Genomic DNA, 17,328 nt, shown 5'->3' on the forward strand with positions numbered 1-17,328 from the left:
TAGTAAACTCGCCAGCATCCAACATTTTTTTACATTCACTACTATAATGAACGCAGAAATCGGGTAATAGTTGCGCAATCATGACCTTTTCTTTTCCGATCTGTCATAAAAATGAAACCGAAAATCCCTTATATATATCGGTTTTTTCACTCTTTTTCTAAATACTGCATTTCTTCTATGTTTCGGACCAATTAGGAGGCCTTTGTCTCATATCGTTTGAATAATAGATATCCAATAGAACCACCGATTACATTCAATAATAGATCATCAATATCTCCGGTTCCCACTCGTAGCAAAGTCTGCATACACTCAAGCAAAAGGATCAAAGAACTAAAGATGAGAATGAACCTTCCATAGGACCAAGGACGAGACAGCGATGCAGGAATAAGAAAACCAAGCGGGATAAAAACGGCAATGTTTCCAATCAGGTTTATTGCTGAATCAATTGCATGATCTAGACTCAGATTCCTCACATAAGCGGATATCGTATGTAGTGGGATTAGATTATAGCGATAGTTATCATGAACATAGCGATGAAACCCGGCAAACATAAAATATAGGAGCATTACGGTATATAGAAAAAGGATCACGCGAAATAAAGTTTGTTGCTTCAACTCTTACATTCCCTTCTATCTACATCAGGCCGCTCAGCGGCGTAAGACGGCTCCAAGTCGATCTTGTGTAACCAAGCTGCAATCCTGCTCGCTGCATATTCCGAAAACTTGAAGACAGATACGAGGCTTGTCCAACGATAAGATTACAACCTTCCTGAACTGCATCTCTCATTCTCCGCTCAATTAACAGGGTTTGAATCCCTCTATTTCGGTATGCCGGCAAGGTAGTTGCAAAGGTCAATGAAGCGGTACTTCCTTGCATATATGCTACCGCAGCGCCCACAGGTTCGTTATTATAATAAGCTACATAATACTTCCAGCCTTTTCTTCCATGAAGAATCCGGTTGTTATCTGCAATATGCCGTATCCCTGAAATCGGTAATCCTGTTCCTAGACAGTGAACCGTAGCATAATCATCAAATTGATGCGAATTAATTTCTACAATTTGAATATTTTCTTCGTTGCTTGTCCTTTTTTCTAAAGAAGAGTTAGTCTCTTTCTTACATTCTGTATATAACGTGGCATGAAAGGAGGACTGGAAAAATCCATGTGCGGTCAGAGATCTAAATAGTGTAGGCTCTGCTCTAAGAGGAGTAATCTTAATATGCGGATTTCGATCCCTAGAGCGATAAAACATCACTATTTCAGGCAAATAGGACTCTTCCGCTGAGCTGATTCCCTTCACTGTATTAAACTGGGGCCAAGGCATCTCCCTGCTATAAAAAGCGACAGCTTCTCCAAAATACTGGGTCTCAATGCCCATTGGATTCCCCGGCCGTTCTTCCATTGCCCTCATACGATCGATCATATATTCCATTTCAGAACGTTCAAGTCGCTCGGCAGTGCTTACTTCAAGTACTTTACCTTGCATAATCTGACACCTCCCCCGTCTCTTTGCTTTTTTCGCCTTTTATCTATCATAGTCCAATCCCTATATTTTGCCAATTATTTCCGACCTTTTTATACAGGAAATTATTCCAGTATCTTTTCGCCCCTCTTTTCTTATATTACAGAGGTAAATATGACATGAATGAGGTACAGAAAAAATGGGCGATAATAAAAACAATAAGAAACAAGCATCTGAGACAAAAGGAAATTTATCATGGTGGCAACTTTCTCTGCTTGGTGTTGCCGGTACCATCGGAACGGGGTATTTTTTAGGTTCTGCTCTTGCAATTAAGGTGGGTGGTCCATCCGTTATATTTACTTTTGTACTGGCTGCTCTTGGTACATATTGTGTATTTAATGCACTCGCCGGTATGACAGCTGCTGAACCAGAGCAAGGGTCTTTCCGATCCTATGCGAAGAAGGCCTATGGTAAATGGGCTGGATTCAGCAGTGGATGGGGTTATTTTTCTTCAGAATTACTGATTATGGGAAGCCAGCTCACTGCCTTATCCCTATTTACGAGATTTTGGTTTCCGGCTATCCCAATGTGGGTATTCGCATCGGTATATGCACTACTTGGTCTCCTGATCATCGTAATTGGTACGAAGTTGTTTGATCCGCTGCAGACTACAGCAGCCATTATCAAACTTTCCGCTATTCTTATGTTCATTGGTCTAGGAGCTGCTGGTTTATTCGGCTGGTTATCCGGCGGTATAAAGCCTCATGCCCCGCTTCGTCTCACTGAGATATTCCCAACCGGCATTACAGGTACATGGGCAGCATTACTCTTCTCCTTTTATGCCTTTGGCGGAGTCGAAGTCATGGGGCTTATGGCACTTCGCTTGAAGGAGCCAGAAGATGCTCCAAAGTCCGGTCGGATCATGATAACGGTACTTGCCGTAATCTATGTAACTTCCTTGGTTCTTGTTCTTACCTTAGCGCCTTGGCAGAGTTATGGAACAAAAAAGAGTCCATTTATCCAAGCACTAGCCACTTATGAACTTCCTTTTATTCCTCACCTATTTAATGGTGTGCTGATTGTTGCTGGTTTCTCGACGATGGTTGCATCTTTATATGCGGTAACGACGATGCTGGTTACCCTTGCTCAAGACAAAGACGCCCCTTCTCTTTTCGGCAGAAAAGTGAAGGAACGTTTTCCTATTTATGCCTATGGATTCAATGCTGTGCTTCTCGGTATTTCGATCCTAACAGCGCTGCTGTTGCCAGATACCATCTATGAATCAATCACGACTGCGGCAGGACTCATGCTCCTGTACAATTGGTCCTTCATTCTAATTACATCAGGCAAATTGCTTAAGTTGACCCCTTTTGGACAAGTCAAAAGATATGGAGGACTACTTCTCATTCTACTCGCTGTAACGGGAACACTCTTTCATAAGACGGGCAGACCTGGCTTTTGGATCAGCTTTCTGTTTATCGCATGCATTGGTCTCATAACCCTGTTTATGCAGAAAAAAGTATGGACTGCGGAGAAGCCTAAACGAACTAAACCCGATCGCAAATTGATCCAAAGCTTAAAATCCAACAAATATCGCTTCCCGGGAAGGGTTAAAAAAATAAAGCCTTGACAGCTTGAACACCAAAGTATAACCCAAATCCTAATAAGGATAGACCCGAAACTACAGAAATGGTCTTCAAAAGTGTGGGACTTAAATAGCGGCGGAAGAAACTGGACATGGTAGCAACGGCCAGGTCCCACACAAAAATACCAAGTATGATGGCAGAACTAAAAATCACTACATGCATTACGCTTCCAGAGCTTGTCTCTTTCGCCAGTACGGAACCATAAATGCCGAGCCAGAATAGAATGGACATCGGATTAAAAAGCGATAACCAAAATCCAGACATCATTGATTTACCCAAAGGTTCTTTATGGTTAATTTCCGTTTCTTTAATCTGACCCGTGCTAAGAATACTTTCTATTCCTGTGTATGAAAGCACAAAAAAACCAAACAACCATAAAAACGTTTGAATAAAGGGAGCCTCAAGTAAATGGACAACTCCCAAATACACGAAGAGCATGTACAAAAGATCAGCAAGCACTGCTCCCAGTCCGAAAAACCAGGAATGAAAAAAACCACGTCTGATTCCAATGTTAAGCTGGGCAGCATTGAGCGGACCAATCGGTGCAGCTATCGAAATTCCAAGCAGTATGTAACCCAAAAAAGCACTTGTAATCATACAGCCTCCTCCTCCTTGAATAAAAAGACAACCTATTGCTCATCTTATTCAAGAAGGAAGGCATGTACGACAACTAAGTGAATGAGAGAAAAATTAAAATGGTTACTTAGGTAACTTAATCACGCACAACTCTGTGTTTCAGATAATATTTAAGACCTGCTCTATCAACATTACTAAACTGCAGCGGATTCTGATCGATCATCGTACGAAGACTTTGCAACGTTTTCCATGTAGCTCCCTTTGTCTCGTCTCCTTGTTCAAACAGTTTACCTTCTGCCTTACAGATAAAATACATACCAATGGAATCAATCGGGCCCTTAAGGGTCTGGTATACACAAAAAGGCTCAATACATTCGACCTCAAAATCAGGATTGATCCCTACCGTATCTATCCTTTTTGAAGCGCCTTCAATCCGAGTAACAGTTAGACCTGTTTCTTCCTGGACTTCTCTAATTAACGCTTTGTGTACGGATTCGTATAGTTCAATTCTCCCGCCTGGAAGTTCAAGTGCTTCCTCTCCCGGCTTGTTACGGGTTTGAATGACGAGCTCGGTTCCTTGTTTTCCTTCTCTTTCAATAAAAGCTCTTGCATTAACATAGAACATGAACATCCTCCTCACAGGAAACTCCCAATCCTCTTTCCGATCTTGAGTTCAATAATACCATATATATCCTTTTTTAAGCATATTGGTTCCCCTTATTATGTAATTATCATGTAATTTTTTTATGTTGAAAATAAAGGCTGCCAGCATAGAAAAAAGGATGGTCACAAGGATCATCCTCTTCTCACACCGCTCTGTCCTATGTAGACCAAACCTCACTCAATAACCCGGCATACTCTAAGCCTTTACGAATTCCGCTTTCATCAACTGAACTGGTCACATGATTAGCATATGATTTCACTTCTTCATTGGCATTTCCCATTGCGATTCCCAGCCCGACATATGACAGCATTTCTACATCATTCAGTCCATCGCCAAAAGCAACTACTTCTTCTTTCGATATTCCCAAAACTTTGAGTACTGCCTCAATACCTTTGGCCTTGGAACCACTCGCAGGAATTACATCCACAGCATAAGGATGCCATCTAATAAACTGAAGATCCTCAAAACCAGCTTTCTCCGATGTATAGATATGCTCTTCGTGTTCTTGACAATACAGCAGCGCCTGATAAATCGGTTCTTCTTTCCAATAAGAAGTATGATAACCCGGTACTTCGACACGAAGAGTCTCAAAAGACGTCTTAATAAAATCGTGCTGCTTCGTGTTAGAGAAGCTCGCCTTCGCACCTTGCATCACAACCGGATGATTGTGGCTGAGTGCTGTATTTTCCAGTCTTTCCATTGTTGATTTGGAAATAGGAGCCTTATAAACAGGCTGTCCTTTATACACCACATAGGATCCGTTCAGGCTGACAAAGGAGTCCAGACCAAGCTCTGTTAAATATTCAGTAATATAGTAAGGTGCTCTTCCTGTCGCTATAAAAACATCAATTCCACGAGCTTTCAGCTGATTCACCGCTTCAACTGCATCTGCAGGAATAACCTTCTCATCATTCACCAGCGTACCATCTATATCAAAAAATACGGCTTTATAATTAGTCATTCTTATGTTCCCTCCATGATTGTACATATGATGATTTCTCTATTTATTTACGTCCATAATCTGCTTTTATTTCTCCCCACAACTTCGTTTGCCATTTCACAATTTTGTTCTGGTACGTATGTGTTCTGAGCCATTCTTCAGCTCGCTCAACCAAATCCCAAACCTGTCGGGTTGAGGCATCTTTTTTCAAAGTAGTAGCTGCTTTCTTCTGTCTAACCCATTTCATCGCATTTACTGAGTCGCTATAAATCGTCTTATTACTTCCTTGTTTTTGAAGATAAGCCAGCGCATGAACAATAGCAAGAAACTCGCCGATATTATTTGTACCATTCGGTATAGGTCCTACACTGAACAACACTTCTCCTGTCTTCGTATCCACGCCTTTGTATTCCATCGGGCCTGGGTTCCCCCTGGTTCCTACATCAACCGAGATACTATTGTAGTCAACAGGCTCTATGGGAGCTGAATCATCAGTTCCATATGTACGCTTGCTAGAACTCCCTGCAGATTTCCCCGTTCCTCCTTGCCCATAGTATCCTTTCCAGCCAGCCGTATAGGCTTTCTCGGCCTCTGATTTGGATTCAAATGCCTTGTATTTAGCACCATTCACTCCGTTAACCTGCTGCTGGCATGCAGGCCAACTTGTATAAATACCCGGGATTTTCCCTTCCCAAACCACATAATATTTTTGCTTAGCCATGTCCACTGGTTCCCTCCATGCTTACCTTTTCACATTACTTTCTACAATACCTTTTCAGACGAAAAGATGCAAAGTCATCTGTTATTTCAAGACATAAAAAAAACCTGAGTAATAACCCAGGTTTTCATGAGAGCCATCCTTTTTTTCATTTCGTAAGACTCAGCATACGTATGCTCCCTGCTCAAACTCATAAAGAACAGAGATAATTTCTATGAATACTAACTCACGATATACTTGACACCCTTTCCAATTTCTAGCACATGAAGCTCGGGAACCACAAATTCCGGAACAACATGGTGCTGCCTAAGAACATCAAGATCAATCCATTTATATCTATATTCTTTATTTGTACCTGTAAATTCACCATCTTGATTGAAGATCGGATGTGGGTATGGAAGTTCCAATACGAAGAACATTCCCGTCTCATGAACCCGCATATTGTGCCCCAATGGTAGATCGACAATATTCTCAATCATCCATACTTGCTGCTCTTGAATTACAGGCACACCAAGCTGTTCATATATCATCTTAGCGATTGTATACTCAGGTGTATCATCTGCTTCTACACTTCCGCCTGGTAAAAACCAATACGGCTGGTTTTGTTCTCTTTGCAGAAGAACTTTACCATTCTGAATAATTATTCCTCCTGTAGTTGTGTGATACTCGATGGATTCATGGTTGTAGGATATCATCATCACTATTCCTCCTTCAGTACAGTCCGCTTACTCATTTTGGTTTTATTGCGTATATACTCACTTCTTACAATGAATGGTTGATCAGGAATAGCTTGCCCCAATCCAGCTCTTACCATGTTCTAAAATGAAGCACCGAATCATAAACATACCCGATGTTCGTCTTTTGCTTTTAATGACACCATTTGGTCAAAAAATTAACAACGGATGATCACAGCTTTCGGAGCTGCCGTAAGCCCTATCTGAAGGGCATCCGTCAAGAAGATATTTTCCATATTTCTCACAGGAAACCTCCGTTCATCCTTCCTATCTCACAGCGAATTTAGTCCGCTTTACGAACTCACATTTTCGATTCAGAATTCAGTTAAAACAACGTTCAGTAATATAATAACAAGCTTTAAGAGGAAATAGTTTGATTTTCCAAAAAAATATTTATGAATTTCAATTTTACTGCTGACTCGCTAATTTTCACTCCTATTTCGTAGTTTATATGGAATAAAAAAGAAGTTATGCAGGCCGCACAACTTCTTAATACCCTTATATTGTAAACACATACGTTTTGTTTATAAAAATTGAAATAGTTCGGTTATTTTTTCATTTACTTTCATAATGTAAGCGGTTGTAGTTGTCTTCTCATGTCTTATTCTAATTCCTTTAATCTTCTCTCCACCATGACAAATACAAGGAGATGAACGGTCAGAAATACGCCTACCAAAATACCAAGTCCCTGGATACCTTGAACAAATTTAGCAACGATCAATCCAATAAGAATAAAAAAAATCCCTACATAAATCATCCACATCGCACTATAACGATTCGCTTCTTCCCACATTCGTTGATTCTGAGTTGACCGATGGGTTCGATATCCAAACAAGCTGTTTATTCGCTTTGGAGGCTTCCATTTCATTATCACACCGATGATAACGAAGAGGATCCCTACAAAACTGAACACGACCAGATTATCCAAATCCATGGCTACCTCCTTCTAATACAACAATACAATCACCTTCAGACTTCTTGCAGTATAGAACGCCCGCTTGTCCATGTCCATTCTTCATGGATGCGTATTTTTCCGTTCTCAAGTAATTCGGGAGTTGAAGTGCATATCCCTGTCATGATCTCATTCTTTTCATTAACATGATGATAACGCATATCTAAAGCCCCATCGTCCCCCATTGTCGCAATCAGGTGGCCTGCTATAATACCGCCTCCTGCATAATTAGCCCACACGAGATTTCCGTCCTGAAAATAATGAAAAAGTGTCTCTCGATTGACCTCCCCATTGCCGGAATTCTCCCATGACGTAAAGATTCGCCCATTGTAATCTATGTTGTTCATCACTGTCAGCCTCCCTATCCTACTTAAGAAATTGTTGACGTCATTCCTTTCCTACAGGATTCGTATAAATATCCCGGGAACATATCAAAATATCTCCGCGCCGTGTCCATCCAAGACCCGTCCAGAATGATTGGCCACTCTCATTGGAACCCATCACCATAATATGAGCTCTCTCGATCCCTGCGTCTCGAAGCCGGTCCAGACAAGACTGTACAAGGATTTTGGCAATCCCTTGTCCCCGGTATTCAGGCTTGACTGCCAAATGGTATAGATAGCCTCTTCTTCCGTCATGCCCTGCCAGCAGAGTCCCTATGATATCTTCATTCTGAGCGGCTACATAACTGAATCCTTCATTACGTTCCAAATAATTTTCTATGGCTTCCCTGGAATCTGCATTACTGATGCTCATGCCTTCCGTTCTTCTCCATAAACCAATACACTGCTCATAATCACGGGCATCCATCTTACGGTATTCCAAGTTCGTTACCTCCTGCCATCCATTTAGGTTATGCTCTTTTCTATATCAAGGTTTCTTCCTTATCATGCACCATCTCATTCATTGCTACCGGGATCTAGACGAACATAACCCTGATCAAGCACTTTTTCAAAAGACATATCAGCTGCACCCCTTTATTCTAATCCCATCATTTTACTGCATTTTCCAAAAATATGTCTAGCAGTTTCGTATCTCGATCTACTTGGTATTTATAAAAAAATGCTCCTTTTGTATACACAAAAGAAGCATCTCTTCGACCTTAATCTATTTTCATAACTTTCTCATAGTCCACTATCGTTAGATGGTAATGATATCGTGGTGACGATAAGGATAATCCATTTGCTTACGAATATTGTGAACTTCTTCTTCTTTAAGAAACAGGCTTACAATATATAGGCCCAAATCAATGGATGTGGCTACACCTCCGCCGGTAAATATATTTCCGTCTCGAACAAGGCGACATTTCACCACTTCCGCACAATAAGGGACTAGCAAATCATAATGCATTGGATGGGTGGTCGCTCTCTTATCTTGAAGAAAACCTGCTGCACCAAGCAATAATGAACCTGTACATACTGATATTTTAAATTTAACTTTCTCTGCACTCTTCAGCCACTGGGTAAAATCATGATCGTATTGAAGCTTTCTCGTCCCGATCCCTCCGGGAACAAACAGCATATCATAGGAAGAAAGATCTGGTTTTACCTTATTAACCTTCATTGTCATTCCAAGTTCATCCGTTACTTCCTCTTGCATTCCGCATATGTCCCATGTCGTATTTTTCGTTTCAGGAAAATAGGCAAGTCTTGTAATCACATCATAAAATCCAGCAAAATCCAGAAACGTAATTCCGTCAAAGACAACAAAAGCAATTTTCATAGGAAGTTCCTCTTTTCTATTGAAATGAATTTCAATTGAGCTACTCTCTATTATAGAGTAATACAGTATCTTTTCATGTAAGAAAAGCACCTTCCTCAGAAAGGAAGATGCTTTCATTATCATGCTTCATTCATATTACCTAAGCCATTTCGGTTCAAAAGGATATGGACAGGTAGCACTGGCTACCTTGGCTTTCAAAGGAATGAGACACCCACAGTATTTACAAGTGGTTCCGTATTTGAATCCATCACATGTACGGCAGATTGCTAAACGCTCTTTGTACAGCTCCTGAACAGCCTGCTCTGACATTCCTTGCTCAGATGTAACAGTGGACTGTTCCATAACGGCAAGTTGTGATTCGCTGACATGCACACTTGCCGTACAACCTTTGCATTCGTTATCAGCTCTTGTTGTCATCCTCTTCTCTTAGCCTCTCTTTGGCACAATCTTAATTACCGCTACGGAAGCAGCAGGCAGTGTGAAACTAACGTTTCCTTTCTCAGCTCTGATTCCTTCAAGTTCTTTCGGTGCAACCTGGGCCGGGTTATCGAACGAGTTATGTGCATCCAGCTCATCAGATGAAACCAGAACTTGGCCGCTTACCACTGCATCTTCAATCCCTTGCAGATCAAGTTCTACATTCAAGGAATCTGCATGGCTGAGATTACAAGCAGAAACATGAATATGCCCTTCATGATCTATAGAAGAAGATAGGCTGAGCTGCGGAATTTCTTCGTCACCCATTTTATAAGATGGACTTACATATTGAGTCTCAAGCAAATGTGCATCCTGATGAACTTTATACATATCAAAAACATGATATGTCGGTGTCAGTACCATATTAGCACCTTCCGTCAGGATCATTGCTTGCAAGACATTTACGATCTGTGCAATATTCGTCATCGTTACGCGATCGGAGTGTTCATGGAATAAGTTCAGGTTAATTCCCGCTACGAGCGCATCACGTACTGTATTTTGTTGATATAGGAATCCTGGATTTGTTCCTGGCTCTACTTCAAACCAAGTTCCCCATTCATCAATGATCAGTCCTACTTTTTTGTCTGGGTCATATTTATCCATAATGGCTGAATGCTTTACAATCAGCTCTTCCATGTATAGAGTAGCTTTCAGTGTTGTAAACCATTCTTCACTTGTGAATCCAGTGGCACTGCCTTTTTTCTCCCATACTCCAGTACCTGTCGTGTAATAGTGAAGACTAAGACCATTCATGAGATGATGAGCTTCCCGCATGAGAACTTCTGTCCAGTGATAGTCTGCTGTATTAGGTCCGCAAGCAATTTTGTATACCGGCTCTGCACTGTAATTCCGCACATAAGTGGAATATCTTCGATACAGATCAGCGTAATATTCAGGACGCATGTTCCCGCCGCAGCCCCAGCTCTCATTACCTACTCCAAAATACTTCACGTTCCACGGTTCTTCTTGACCGTTCTGTGCACGAAGACTTGCCATTGGCGACTGTCCGCCGTTATTCATGTACTCCACCCATTGCTGCATCTCATACACTGTACCGCTGCCGACATTACCACAAATATAAGGTTCTGCCCCAATGAGTTCACAAAGTCTCATAAATTCATGCGTACCGAAGTGGTTATTCTCTTCTACTCCGCCCCAGTGGGTGTTAAGCATACGCGGACGGTTCTCACGAGGACCAATTCCATCTTCCCAGTGGTACTCGTCAGCAAAACAGCCGCCTGGCCAGCGCAGTACAGGTACTTTTAGTTGTTTCAATGCTTCTATTACATCATTTCGGATCCCGTCTGTATTTGGAATGGGTGAATCTTCTCCAACCCATATTCCTTCATAAACACAACGTCCTAAATGTTCAGAAAATTGACCATAGATGTTTTTATTGATTTGGCTTTTTCGTTTCTCTGTATGTACAAGAACTTTTACCATAATAATAACCTCCACCTTATTGAAATGAATGGTTCTGCGTTTGTTCCCTATCGTCTTTGAATTAATTAAAATATAAATCCTGGTTGCTATCTTCTTTCTATCAATTACATAATAAACCTAACCAGTTAACTCTGTAAACGCTTTTTTAAATCTAACTATAAAATAATATTAAAGTTAATCCAGCGGAAAAAGTACGTTTGGAACATATAATTCATACATTTAAGTCCAGCAAGGAATCATTTGACAATTTTTCCGTCATACCTTTAAGTTAAAAACAAGCTTACTTGAATTCATTACATAAATATCTGTAGTTACTGTAATGAATTACGAAAATTAATTCTCTTATTAAAAGGTTGTCCCTCTATCTCACTTACGAAAGGTGTCCTTATTTTAATGAAGAAACTACTTCCTTTTCTCAAACCCTACTGGGCAGCGAGCTTACTCGCTCCTCTGCTTATGATGCTCGAAGTTTCCATGGATTTGCTTCAGCCCAGGCTCATGGCAAGTATCATAGATGAAGGGATAACAAAAAATAACCTTGATCATATTCAAGAAACCGGACTCTTTATGATCGTTGTCGCGCTGATCGGTCTAGTGGGCGGAGCCGGCTGTACGATTTTTTCAAGCATTGCTGCACAGCATTTTGGAAAAGATCTGCGAATTCGATTATTCGAACAAATCCAATCCTTTTCTTTTCGCAATTTGGATGAACGAAAAACCGGCTCACTCATTACTCGTTTAACGAATGATGTGGTACAGCTACAAGCTTTTGTTCAGATGATTCTAAGAATCTTTGTCCGTACGCCGCTTATGCTGATCGGAAGCTTAGTGATGGCCATTATGCTGAGCCCTAATCTAGCGTTCATCTTAGTAGTGTCCGTGCCTGTACTTTTCTTCATTCTCTATCTCTTAACCAAACGGTCTTTTCCTTTATTTACGAAAATGCAAAGTAAGCTCGATCAGGTAAACACCGTTCTTCAAGAAAACTTATCTGGTGTTCGTGTCATCAAAGCTTTTGTTCGCAATGATTATGAAGAGCAGCGATTCAACAAAACAAATGACGATTATACCCAGGCAGCAATTCGGGCTAATCGGCTGATGGCGCTCAGTATGCCGCTGATGACGCTTGTACTGAATGTCAGTATCGTAGCGGTGCTCTGGTTCGGAGGATTGCAGTATTATCAAGGAAATCTTGAAATAGGTAAACTGATCGCTTTTATTAACTATGTCACCCAGCTCCTGATGTCAATGCTGATGCTAAGTAACATGCTGGTTTTCGTATCTAGAGCAAAAGTATCTGCAGACCGGGTAAATGAAGTGCTAAGTACATATTCTGAGCTTGAAAATCCGGTTCATCCAAAACATGCGTCAAGTGTTCATGAAGGATCTATCGAGTTCTCTAATGTTAGCTTCTCTTACCATAACCAAGAGGATGACCTCGTCCTCACTGATATCAGTTTCAAAGCAGAATCGGGTCAAATGGTAGCGATCCTTGGAGCGACGGGTGCTGGGAAAACTACCCTAGTCCACCTCATTCCAAGACTTTACGAAGTATACAGTGGAGAAATACGGGTGGGGGGTGTCCCCGTACAGGACTATGATCTGGAGGAACTAAGAAGCAAGGTTGCCGTAGTAATGCAGCAAGCAATTCTATTTAGCGGAACAATTCGGGATAATATCCGCTACGGTAATCCTTCAGCAAGTGACGAACAAATCTTGGCCGCTGCAAAGGCAGCCGAAGCAGCTCCTTTTATCGAACGGTTGGAACTAGGGTATGACACGGTTCTTGGACAAAAAGGGGTAAACCTGTCTGGTGGGCAAAAACAGCGGATTTCCCTCGCGAGAGCACTCGTTACGGATCCTTCGATACTTATACTGGACGACAGTACAAGTGCGGTTGATCTCAAGACAGAAGCTAACATACTAAAAGCGATGGAACAACAAAAAAGCAACATCACTAAGATTATCATCGCACAGCGTATTTCTTCTGTAACAAAAGCAGATCTGATTCTTGTTCTACACGATGGAAAGATCGCAGCTCAAGGAACGCATGAACAACTTTTGAAAACAAGTTCCGTTTACCAAGATATCTACCGTTCACAGCGCAAGGAGGATAGATCCTATGTCTAGTCAAATGCGTTCCCGAGTTCCTGTGCATCAAATGCCAAAAGTAAGAGCGAAACATACCGGTCCTACGATAAAACGGCTTTGGAATTACTTAAACAAACAGCGCGCCGCACTGCTCATGGTTTATATTTTCACTGTGCTAAGCTCACTTACTGCTCTACTAGGCCCCTATCTTGTTGGGGTAACGATTGATAATTATATTATCCCGAGAGACTATATGGGACTAATTAAAATATGCTTGATCATGCTCGCTATTCATTTGTTCGGTTCGGTGGTTACCTGGGTGCAGGCCTATATTATGACCGCGCTCTCTCAGAAAACGGTGCTTCATCTGAGAAAAGATCTGTTTTCAAAGTATCAGAAATTGCCGATTTCATTCTTTGACAAGCGCAGCACTGGAGAACTGATGAGCCGTGCAACAAATGACATAGAGAATGTATCAAGCACACTCAATCAGAGTGTTACTCAACTGTTGAATAGTATCGTGACACTCATCGGTTCCCTTGTAATTATGATTATTTTGGATATACCGCTTACTTTAGTAGCACTGATTAGCATCCCGCTCGCTCTTGTCGTAACTCGGAATATCGCTAAATACACAAAGAGATATTTCAAGGAACAACAGCAGCATCTGGGGGATCTCAATGGAATGATTGAAGAAACCATCAGTGGGCAAAAAGTGGTGAAACTATACCGTCAGGAAGAAAAAGAAACTCTGCGCTTCAGGGAAATTAGCGAACGGCTTAATCAGGTTGGAATTAAGGCGCAAATGATGTCTGGAATGATGGGACCGTTCATGAATGTCGTCAACAATCTCAGTTTTGCCCTGATTGCGGCTGTCGGAGGCTGGCTCGTATTCCAGGGTCAAACCCAGGTCGGCATTGTCGTCAGTTTCCTAAGTTACTCTCGTCAATTTGGACGCCCCATCTCTGAACTTGCAAATCAGTACAACCTGATTCAATCTGCTGTCGCCGGTGCAGAGAGAGTATTTGAGATTATGGATATGAAGACGGAGCATGAAGGCGAACATGGAAAACCGATCACGAATATACAAGGTGCTGTACGTTTCGATGATGTGTCTTTTCATTATCATGCGGATAAACCTATTTTGCAAAACATAAGCTTTACTGCACATCCAGGTGAAAAGGTCGCTCTTGTTGGACCCACGGGAGCAGGTAAAACATCGGTCGTAAATCTATTAACCCGTTTCTACGATATTGTGGATGGAGCAATTACGATTGATGATGTGGACATTCGCCAAATCGACAAAGATCATCTCCGCAGGCTGATGGGGATGGTACTTCAAGATGCCCATGTTTTCTCAGGGACGATTCGGGAAAATATCCGCTTTGGCAAACTCGATGCAACCGACCAAGAAATAGAACAAGCAGCTGTACTCGCGAATGCAGACACATTTATTAGACGACTCCCTCAGGGATATGACACGATGCTTAGTACGGAAGGCAGCAACCTGAGTCATGGACAGCGGCAACTGTTAACCATCGCGAGAGCCATCCTGGCCGATCCGGCTATTCTTATACTGGATGAGGCAACAAGCAGTGTAGATACAAGAACCGAAATGCATATTCAGGAGGCAATGAAGGTACTTATGCGAGGAAGAACGAGCTTCGTTATCGCCCACCGGCTAAGTACGATTCAAGATGCAGATACCATTCTTTACCTTGAGCATGGTCGTCTTGTAGAACAAGGGACACATGAGGAATTATTAGCAGCAAAAGGCCCTTATTATGAGCTGTACCAAAGTCAGTTTCAACGAGTTGTATCCTAATAGATGATTACTGATGCAAGTTTAAACTCCGAGGTCTTGTGGTAAATAGAGTTTTTGACTGAAAACTTCTACTAGAATTACCCATGACTAAAGAGGTGCCATATCATTTTGAATCCAAACAATCAATCAATACCCAAAACAAGAACTTACATCGCACAGCATCTAAAAAAAGCTTTTCGCATCAATAAAGTCCCGGTTCCTTGGGGATCGGCTGTTATTGCGGGGCTTAGCACCGGCATTCCTCTGCTAACTGGTATCATCTTACATGAACCTGGGCTTGGAATGCTGGCAACAACGGGTGCTTTTGTGAATGTATATATGAGGGATGAAACCGCAAGACAGCGTTTTGTGAAACTGAGCTGCATTCTGTTAGGGCTTGCTTTCAGTATTATGCTGGGTACCCTTGCGGGCCCTTCGTTACTGGCAAGTGCAGCTGCCATTAGTTTCATTGGTGCTGCAGCTACTTTTTTGTGTGGAATATCAGGCGTTCTGCTTCCTGCAGGATATATGTTTGTTCTCGTCTGCGGTATGGCAATCAGCCTTCCCGCAGATCCAGATTTATTCGCCTATCGGGGGCTGACTGTGCTTCTTGGCGGCATTCCTGCACTCCTATTATGTATGATCCCCCTAGCGTTTCATCGTTATGGGCCAGAAAAAAGAATGCTCTCTTCCCTGTACCAAAAACTTGCAACGATGCTTGAGTCTTTGAATACGAGCGACTATCCGCTTCTTCGCTTGGAGACGGGGGAACTTCTTCAACAAACGAAAAAGAAAATTTATCAAAGTATGATTTCTGGACGAAAGGAAAATCGCTCCCTTCAGCAAATCTACGAGATTACAGCGGCTGCGGATCAGCTGTTTTGGGCTCTTGTTTCTATCGAAGATCAACAAATATCTATTCCTGCTACCTACCCTCGTATGCTGAGAACGATAGCCCGTACATTGCCTAAACGACCTTCAACTTTGACTTTGGATCAGCAAGTTTTTGGCAACATAAAAGAAGAAGATCATTTTCACCCTGCCTTACAGGAAGCATTTGTTTACATGATGGATGCGACCGGGAACCCTTCTTCCAAACTCGAGGTGTCCACTCGTTCACTAAAAGAAGCGATTGGCACCAGGTGGAGTATCCGAGGTCTGTATCACTACACAACGATTTTCTCTGCCTCAATGAAAATGGGGCTGCTCGTTCTGGTTGCTTATGGAGTGGCGATTATGATCCAGGCACCGCATCCTTCGTGGGTTCCCATAGGATGTGCTTCTGTCCTGATCGCTGCTACAGCAACGGCCAGTTTTTATCGCGGAATTCAGCTTATGATTGGTACCTGCATAGGAGGATTACTCGCGTCTCTGCTGCTATTCTTAGAATCCACAGGCTTTGTGATCGTACTGAGTGTTGCTATCATGCAATTCATTATTAAAACGCTGGCTGTCAAGAATTATGCCCTTGCTGCGGTATTTATAACACCCATCTCTCTTCTGCTCGTATCACTGGCACATCCAGTAGATTTACCGATTTCCTTTGTAAATGTAAGAATTATAGACATTATGCTTGGTTGTTCTCTTGGTTTAGCCGGGATGCTTGTAATATCACCTCATTCGGCTTCAAAAAGGCTGAATCGGACTTTTGCTGCCGCATTGGATGCCCAAGCCAAGCTGCTCAAGACTTATGCAAAAAAACACCATAACCAAGAAATAAAAATCTTGTCCAATATCGTACTTCGGTCGCTAAAAAGAACCAGTACCTTATATGATCAAGCTTTTAATGAAATTACTCGTCGTCCATACCATGTGGAAGAAGACTTTCCTATCCTGATTCGGATTCAAAAAGCGGGTTATCTTACGATTGATACTATTAGGAATGAGCAACTAAAAGAGAAGAAAGAGGAACTACTTGCATGCAGCGAACTGCTGACAGAAATGTCTGCCTATTTTAAAACAGCCCCTAATTCTTATAAAAGAAGAATAAAATGGAATCAAAACCTTGGTGTTTCTTACTTAATAGAAGACAAATCGATCCCGCTCTTCACGGCAGTTACGGATCTATATCAGGAGCTTCTGTGAGCAGAGACAAATACG

At 41.8% G+C, this 17,328-nt stretch carries 17 protein-coding genes; 4 read left to right on the forward strand and 13 right to left on the reverse strand.

The window, feature by feature from the left end; translation table 11 throughout:
• Positions 1 to 191: 191 nt before the first annotated feature.
• A complete protein-coding gene (locus tag GQY27_RS03060; RefSeq protein ID WP_160032077.1) occupies positions 192 to 614 on the reverse strand; it encodes a VanZ family protein in 423 nt (140 codons plus the stop codon).
• Between the two features lie 19 nt (positions 615 to 633).
• Complete coding sequence (locus GQY27_RS03065) at positions 634 to 1,485, reverse strand: GNAT family N-acetyltransferase (RefSeq protein ID WP_160032078.1); 852 nt, start codon at positions 1,483 to 1,485, stop codon at positions 634 to 636.
• A 175-nt stretch (positions 1,486 to 1,660) separates the two neighbouring features.
• Between GQY27_RS03065 and GQY27_RS03070 the strand changes: the two genes are divergently transcribed.
• Positions 1,661 to 3,091, forward strand: a complete 1,431-nt coding sequence (locus tag GQY27_RS03070) for an amino acid permease (protein WP_160032079.1) — start codon at positions 1,661 to 1,663, stop codon at positions 3,089 to 3,091.
• Here GQY27_RS03070 and GQY27_RS03075 read toward each other — a convergent pair.
• The 11 genes from GQY27_RS03075 to GQY27_RS03125 form a co-directional block, all read right to left on the reverse strand.
• Positions 3,072 to 3,704, reverse strand: coding sequence for a LysE family transporter (locus tag GQY27_RS03075; RefSeq protein WP_160032080.1), 633 nt, complete (start codon positions 3,702 to 3,704; stop codon positions 3,072 to 3,074). The two genes, GQY27_RS03070 and GQY27_RS03075, sit on opposite strands and share 20 nt — an antisense overlap.
• A gap of 115 nt (positions 3,705 to 3,819) precedes the next feature.
• Positions 3,820 to 4,308: an NUDIX domain-containing protein gene (locus tag GQY27_RS03080; RefSeq protein ID WP_160032081.1), complete on the reverse strand. Its 489-nt coding sequence runs from the start codon at positions 4,306 to 4,308 to the stop codon at positions 3,820 to 3,822.
• A 196-nt stretch (positions 4,309 to 4,504) separates the two neighbouring features.
• Positions 4,505 to 5,308, reverse strand: coding sequence for a Cof-type HAD-IIB family hydrolase (locus tag GQY27_RS03085; protein WP_160032082.1), 804 nt, complete (start codon positions 5,306 to 5,308; stop codon positions 4,505 to 4,507).
• A 43-nt stretch (positions 5,309 to 5,351) separates the two neighbouring features.
• On the reverse strand, positions 5,352 to 6,008 hold the full coding sequence (rnhA, locus tag GQY27_RS03090) for a ribonuclease H (RefSeq protein WP_160032083.1): 657 nt from the start codon (positions 6,006 to 6,008) through the stop codon (positions 5,352 to 5,354).
• Between the two features lie 218 nt (positions 6,009 to 6,226).
• A complete protein-coding gene (locus GQY27_RS03095; RefSeq protein WP_160032084.1) occupies positions 6,227 to 6,703 on the reverse strand; it encodes an NUDIX domain-containing protein in 477 nt (158 codons plus the stop codon).
• 637 nt (positions 6,704 to 7,340) lie between these two features.
• Positions 7,341 to 7,673 (reverse strand): SdpI family protein, encoded by a 333-nt coding sequence (locus GQY27_RS03100; RefSeq protein WP_160032085.1) that lies wholly within the window; start codon positions 7,671 to 7,673, stop codon positions 7,341 to 7,343.
• Positions 7,674 to 7,708: 35 nt separating this feature from the next.
• Positions 7,709 to 8,038, reverse strand: a complete 330-nt coding sequence (locus GQY27_RS03105) for an avidin-fold protein (protein ID WP_160032086.1) — start codon at positions 8,036 to 8,038, stop codon at positions 7,709 to 7,711.
• Positions 8,039 to 8,078: 40 nt separating this feature from the next.
• Positions 8,079 to 8,516, reverse strand: a complete 438-nt coding sequence (locus GQY27_RS03110; protein WP_236570464.1) for a GNAT family N-acetyltransferase — start codon at positions 8,514 to 8,516, stop codon at positions 8,079 to 8,081.
• A gap of 315 nt (positions 8,517 to 8,831) precedes the next feature.
• Complete coding sequence (locus tag GQY27_RS03115; protein WP_160032087.1) at positions 8,832 to 9,413, reverse strand: DJ-1/PfpI family protein; 582 nt, start codon at positions 9,411 to 9,413, stop codon at positions 8,832 to 8,834.
• 135 nt (positions 9,414 to 9,548) lie between these two features.
• Positions 9,549 to 9,830: a DUF6171 family protein gene (locus GQY27_RS03120; RefSeq protein ID WP_160032088.1), complete on the reverse strand. Its 282-nt coding sequence runs from the start codon at positions 9,828 to 9,830 to the stop codon at positions 9,549 to 9,551.
• Between the two features lie 9 nt (positions 9,831 to 9,839).
• Positions 9,840 to 11,333, reverse strand: coding sequence for an alpha-N-arabinofuranosidase (locus GQY27_RS03125; RefSeq protein ID WP_160032089.1), 1,494 nt, complete (start codon positions 11,331 to 11,333; stop codon positions 9,840 to 9,842).
• 393 nt (positions 11,334 to 11,726) lie between these two features.
• On the opposite strand from GQY27_RS03125, the gene GQY27_RS03130 reads away from it, so the two are divergent.
• The 3 genes from GQY27_RS03130 to GQY27_RS03140 all read left to right on the forward strand — a co-directional run bounded on the left by GQY27_RS03130 (position 11,727) and on the right by GQY27_RS03140 (position 17,313).
• Positions 11,727 to 13,463, forward strand: coding sequence for an ABC transporter ATP-binding protein (locus GQY27_RS03130; protein WP_160032090.1), 1,737 nt, complete (start codon positions 11,727 to 11,729; stop codon positions 13,461 to 13,463).
• Entirely contained in the window at positions 13,456 to 15,249 is a 1,794-nt protein-coding gene (locus GQY27_RS03135) for an ABC transporter ATP-binding protein (protein ID WP_160032091.1), read from the forward strand. The genes GQY27_RS03130 and GQY27_RS03135 overlap by 8 nt, the downstream gene beginning before the upstream one ends.
• A gap of 108 nt (positions 15,250 to 15,357) precedes the next feature.
• Positions 15,358 to 17,313, forward strand: a complete 1,956-nt coding sequence (locus GQY27_RS03140) for an FUSC family protein (RefSeq protein WP_160032092.1) — start codon at positions 15,358 to 15,360, stop codon at positions 17,311 to 17,313.
• Positions 17,314 to 17,328 lie beyond the last annotated feature (15 nt).

It is taken from the genome of Paenibacillus sp. An7 (assembly GCF_009870785.1).
Classification (GTDB): domain Bacteria; phylum Bacillota; class Bacilli; order Paenibacillales; family Paenibacillaceae; genus Paenibacillus.

Coding starts and splice junctions, on each gene's coding strand:
- GQY27_RS03100 (WP_160032085.1), bottom strand. CDS start 7,673: ATGGATTTGGATAATCTGGTCGTGTTCAGTTTTGTAGGGATCCTCTTC.
- GQY27_RS03115 (WP_160032087.1), bottom strand. CDS start 9,413: ATGAAAATTGCTTTTGTTGTCTTTGACGGAATTACGTTTCTGGATTTT.
- GQY27_RS03105 (WP_160032086.1), bottom strand. CDS start 8,038: ATGAACAACATAGATTACAATGGGCGAATCTTTACGTCATGGGAGAAT.
- GQY27_RS03095 (WP_160032084.1), bottom strand. CDS start 6,703: ATGATGATATCCTACAACCATGAATCCATCGAGTATCACACAACTACA.
- rnhA (WP_160032083.1), bottom strand. CDS start 6,008: ATGGCTAAGCAAAAATATTATGTGGTTTGGGAAGGGAAAATCCCGGGT.
- GQY27_RS03080 (WP_160032081.1), bottom strand. CDS start 4,308: ATGTTCTATGTTAATGCAAGAGCTTTTATTGAAAGAGAAGGAAAACAA.
- GQY27_RS03085 (WP_160032082.1), bottom strand. CDS start 5,308: ATGACTAATTATAAAGCCGTATTTTTTGATATAGATGGTACGCTGGTG.
- GQY27_RS03065 (WP_160032078.1), bottom strand. CDS start 1,485: ATGCAAGGTAAAGTACTTGAAGTAAGCACTGCCGAGCGACTTGAACGT.
- GQY27_RS03130 (WP_160032090.1), top strand. CDS start 11,727: ATGAAGAAACTACTTCCTTTTCTCAAACCCTACTGGGCAGCGAGCTTA.
- GQY27_RS03070 (WP_160032079.1), top strand. CDS start 1,661: ATGGGCGATAATAAAAACAATAAGAAACAAGCATCTGAGACAAAAGGA.
- GQY27_RS03135 (WP_160032091.1), top strand. CDS start 13,456: ATGTCTAGTCAAATGCGTTCCCGAGTTCCTGTGCATCAAATGCCAAAA.
- GQY27_RS03075 (WP_160032080.1), bottom strand. CDS start 3,704: ATGATTACAAGTGCTTTTTTGGGTTACATACTGCTTGGAATTTCGATA.
- GQY27_RS03125 (WP_160032089.1), bottom strand. CDS start 11,333: ATGGTAAAAGTTCTTGTACATACAGAGAAACGAAAAAGCCAAATCAAT.
- GQY27_RS03120 (WP_160032088.1), bottom strand. CDS start 9,830: ATGACAACAAGAGCTGATAACGAATGCAAAGGTTGTACGGCAAGTGTG.